Genomic DNA, 4,337 nt, shown 5'->3' on the forward strand with positions numbered 1-4,337 from the left:
CTTTGCCCACAACCATTGCTAACTCCTTCAGTCATAGTTTTTTAAAAATTTAATTCAGAAATAAAAAAGCCCCGTTTAAGACAGGGCTGATATCTGATTTAGGTTGCACTTTCACACCTGCACGAATCAAAAACCGTTAAACGGGCTGATATCTGATTTAGGTTGCACTTGTGCATGGATTTTTTATCCATTTCGACACGCTATTTCGATGCACGCTTAAGTATTCTGAAATTTCTTTGATGCTCTTACCCATGAGATGCATTTTTAAGGCTTCCTGACGCATATCGCTATACTGTGCTGATCTAGCTTTACCGCCATGACTAGAATCGCCTTTACGCCCTTTAGCAGCCTGACGCTCTATAAACTTTGCATGTGCTGCTGCATGGTTACGCCATACCCAGCGAGCGACAGATTTAGCTGTGGCTTTCACTTCTGAATACGGAAGTGGCTGTAAAAACGCTCCATTTACGTTTTTAGCCTGTTCTAGTACTTCTGCATACCACCTATCGAACCCAACACTTAAATGTTCTCTAATCGCTTTATAGGCCCAAAAACGCACTGTATCAAACATCATACAGTTACGACCAAGTCCTGAAACCTCTTGTAAATCGGTTTTAAGCTCTTGAAGCTCGACAAAATCAGCTAAATAACCCAGTTCATACGGTTGGACGTTAGAAATATGCGTTTCCCATGTACTGTGGCATGGGTTTTTAGTGATTAAGCCCGAATAGCCCCGATCTGCGCCTAAAGCAAGCGTGTACGCTTGCTCAATCTTGGCTAGATACTCAAGAATATTCTGTTTTGCTCGATGTGACGTACAAACTGGTGCTGAAAGCATGTATCCCACATGAGCGTGGCAATTCTGCTTGTTTTTGGCTATCCAGTTAGGTTTTGGTAGGTTTGCATCAAACCAAGCAAAAAAAGCGTCTGGTCGATCTATATCAAACACTAAAGAAGTGACTAAACACGGTTGATTGTGTTGGATATACGGCATTTGGATAGCCGTTTTCTTTGGTCGGATGATTACCCCATACCCTAAGTCGTCCGAACAGTAAGGTTTGTGAGGTAATTTTGCGTAAAAATCTGCTGTAAATTGTTGGTTATTGATCACTAGCAACGTCCAAGGTGTTGCAATGCGTCAAAACATCAGTACAATTGCAAGTATCGAGTTTGCGTTTGACTTATGCTTTAAGCATTTGTTTAACAAAGAGAAAAAAGTGAGCCTGCCAGCTTGCTTTTTTTTCGCCTACAGAAATGTACCACTCTTTGCCATACATTTCAAAATTTCTTTTCTTAACATTGACTTATGCCATATTTGGCCCTTTTCATTGTTAATAAACTTCTACTTCTTCGGTGTACCATCCTTCTACGAAAGTACCTTCAGTACCTGTTTCTTTGATTCCGCAATAAAACTGTCTCTCTGTATCCCCAAGAAAACCCGTAACTTTTTCTGGTTTATCTGTCATAGGCTTCAAAGGTAATTTAGTTGTATCTTGAATCGACTTTAAACATCTAGACATACTAGAGAATTTAGCCGCTTGCATCTGCATTTCTGTTTTAGGTTTTTTAGGTTTTGAAGGCGCATTAGGATCAGAATTTCCACACCCTATTAAAGATAAACCTAGTAAACTTATCGCGAGAATTTTAAACATTTAAAGCCCCTTATTTAGAGTAAAAAGAATATGAAAAAACTAGTACTTATATTTATCGCTATATTTGCTACTGGCCATGCTTTAGCAGATACCCTTATTCCGCGAAGTGCGTCAGGGGATAAAGGTAAATACTATTTAATAAAACAAACAAAATCAGGTGATATTGTCACAGCTTTACATAAGCGAGTAGGCGTTGACAGTATTGGTTATACCTCTACTAAAACCAACTGTAAAACAGGAAAAATGCAGGAAATTGGATACAGTGAAATTTCTGCTACAGCAATTAAGCCAAATCCAACTCAGTGGTTTGACTTAGTACCCGGTTCTAGCAAACACGACCTATATAAATTTGTATGTAAGAAATAAGCTTATTCACCTCATTTTAGGACTGTAACTAATTTGAGGTTTATTCATTTTTTCAACTTTATCAACTGCTCTTGTATTGTGGTTAACTGATTGTTCAAAAGCCTGTTTTGTTTCTCGAAGTCTTTCAGTTGTCCATTCAAGTCGCTGACATGCTTTATTAAGTTGTTCCAGTTGTCCGCTTGTTTCCGATCTGTTTCGGAAATACTTTCCAGTAAGCTCTTGAAGGCTGCCTTGATAGCTTGATTTTCCTGCCGTGTAGCTTCGAACATCTGCTGTAAATCGGCTTCTCTCTGCTGCTGTTGTGCTTGAGCTTGTTCCAAGGCTTCGAGTAAGTGCTTTTCGAGTTCTGTCATCAATTAATACCCCATTGGCACTAGATAGCCACCCTTCCAGCTTCCTGCTTTGGTGTTCATCTGAATGCATGTGCGTTTTCGGTTCTTGTTGTCTATACAGTTCGTTATATTCAAATTGCCCCCTGCGTCCTTCAACTGTTGAATTGTGGCCTGTTGCTGGGCTATTAAGTCTGCGTTCTTGCCGATTTTGTAGCTCTGATACGTCAAAATCCCCCACATCAATAGAAGCGTTGTTACGATGGCTATGGCTACGATGCTCCAAGTTTTTAACATAATCGGGAACAGACGTTTGTTCTGCTCTTGGATAGCGGATTTGATTACTTTCTCGTTTTCGTTCAGTAAGCCGATCAAGCGTTGCTCGTGCTGTTTGAACTCGGCTGCTACGATCTGCTCTGTATTCTTGGCTTGCTCGTTCGATGTCTGCTCGAAGTTCTTTGCCAAATCTAAAATCTTGCTCATAGATAGCCCCTTTTAGACGGATATTCTGCCCCCCTTCGGGGTCTTTGATACTGATACTTTTCTTAGTGGTTCGGGCTATCTCAAACCCTGCTGATTCAAGCGTTTTGACTACATCATCACGATTTTTTAGCTCTCCACGTTCCGCTACGCTTAAAAGCCCGTTTGTAATAGCTTCACACGCTTCAATTTTGGTTCTAGGTAAATTATTGGGTGTACATAGTTCACGCTTGTTCAAAGGGTCATTAGGGTCTTTTAACTGGTAATGATCGTTTACTAAGTCTTTCCAAGCGTTTAAACGTGGACGGTCTGCCTTGTCATAATATGGCTGTAGGCGTTTTCCGCTATGCAATTCCACATTGGCAACGACAAAATTTAATTCCAGGCGGTCTTTATCCTGGTGCTGTACCCATAAAATTGAATATTGGTCTTTATCTAGTCCAGGAAGTAATGCACGTTCAAAGCTATCCATGATCTGTTGCTTTTGGTGTTCATCTAAATCACGCTCGGCAAACGATAAAACACCAGACGTATATTTCTGAGCAAAGTTAGTGCTATCAATCAGCTGAATCATTTGTTCAGGGTCGCCACGGTCTAGCCTTGCGTCTTCCCGATCTCGGTCTTTGCCAAGTAAATAATCAACGGGACCACAGCCACCACCTACACCACGACTATGTATTTTTATGATCATCGTGCAATCTCTGTAATTCTCGCTCTACGCCTGCTAAAGCAGTAATAACAGCAATTCGGTCTATCGCAGAATTAGCTTTGCTCTGTTGATTCATGATTCTGGCAATCTGGTTTAGGTTATTACCAATACTTGCAAGTTGTCTGAGTAACTGAGGATCTACTTCGCGGATCTGATTACGTTTTGGCTGTTTTTCACCTAAGCAAGTTTCACGCATCCAACTAGCTAGACTGGCTTTAGTGCATAGCTTCAAAAGCTTTTCATGTTCTTCATCCGTCAAACGGATTTTGATTTCCTTCTGTCTTTTCACTACGTCTTGTTTTGTCATGACTAAATCCAATCCTCGGCGGTAACCGGACAAAGGGAAAATCTATGATTTTTTCTTTGGGCGGTTTTCGGGGGTGTCGGGGGTGAAGCCCCTGATCCAGTGCCACAAAAGGGAATCTTCAAGCGAAGCGAAGAAAGTCCCCTTTGTGTGTGCTGGCTAATCACAATAGCATGTTGATCTAGCGCAGGCAAGATTCGTCAGAATATTGGCTGCCTGATCAAAGGCTATCTGGGATTAGGCCCGTATTAAATTAGTCGTTACAAGATTATGGACAATCGCAAGCGAACGCCTTTTCTGATCTATGCACAAACACTATGCATAACTCCGCATAAATCACAGATTTATACGTTGAGTTACACACAGGTTTGATGCACAGGAAAAGTCTTTGCCCACAACCATTGCTAACTCCTTCAGTCATAGTTTTTTAAAAATTTAATTCAGAAATAAAAAAGCCCCGTTTAAGACAGGGCTGATATCTGATTTAGGTTGCACTT

At 40.9% G+C, this 4,337-nt stretch carries 5 protein-coding genes and 1 pseudogene; 1 reads left to right on the forward strand and 5 read right to left on the reverse strand.

Going from position 1 to position 4,337, the window contains the following annotated elements; translation table 11 throughout:
* Nucleotides 1-157: 157 nt before the first annotated feature.
* Entirely contained in the window at nucleotides 158-994 is an 837-nt protein-coding gene (locus WFH18_RS16920) for a replication initiation protein (RefSeq protein ID WP_336755325.1), read from the reverse strand.
* A gap of 337 nt (nucleotides 995-1,331) precedes the next feature.
* On the reverse strand, nucleotides 1,332-1,652 hold the full coding sequence (locus tag WFH18_RS16925; protein WP_068553058.1) for a hypothetical protein: 321 nt from the start codon (nucleotides 1,650-1,652) through the stop codon (nucleotides 1,332-1,334).
* Between the two features lie 30 nt (nucleotides 1,653-1,682).
* Between WFH18_RS16925 and WFH18_RS16930 the strand changes: the two genes are divergently transcribed.
* The gene (locus tag WFH18_RS16930; RefSeq protein WP_087696065.1) at nucleotides 1,683-2,018 is read left to right on the forward strand and encodes a hypothetical protein; all 336 of its coding nucleotides are present in this window, start codon (nucleotides 1,683-1,685) and stop codon (nucleotides 2,016-2,018) included.
* Nucleotides 2,019-2,374: 356 nt separating this feature from the next.
* Here the strand turns inward: WFH18_RS16930 and WFH18_RS18580 are convergent, their stop codons facing one another.
* From WFH18_RS18580 to WFH18_RS16940, 3 genes and pseudogenes are all read right to left on the reverse strand, one after another.
* A complete protein-coding gene (locus WFH18_RS18580; protein WP_372339082.1) occupies nucleotides 2,375-2,830 on the reverse strand; it encodes an MbeB family mobilization protein in 456 nt (151 codons plus the stop codon).
* 322 nt (nucleotides 2,831-3,152) lie between these two features.
* Nucleotides 3,153-3,518, reverse strand: a pseudogene (locus tag WFH18_RS18585) (relaxase/mobilization nuclease domain-containing protein); the annotation flags it as partial.
* Nucleotides 3,499-3,843: a plasmid mobilization protein gene (locus WFH18_RS16940; protein ID WP_110393193.1), complete on the reverse strand. Its 345-nt coding sequence runs from the start codon at nucleotides 3,841-3,843 to the stop codon at nucleotides 3,499-3,501. The gene WFH18_RS16940 and the pseudogene WFH18_RS18585, both read right to left, overlap by 20 nt.
* Nucleotides 3,844-4,337: the final 494 nt, after the last annotated feature.

Source organism: Acinetobacter sp. USHLN143 (assembly GCF_037145695.1).
Lineage (GTDB): Bacteria > Pseudomonadota > Gammaproteobacteria > Pseudomonadales > Moraxellaceae > Acinetobacter > Acinetobacter fasciculus.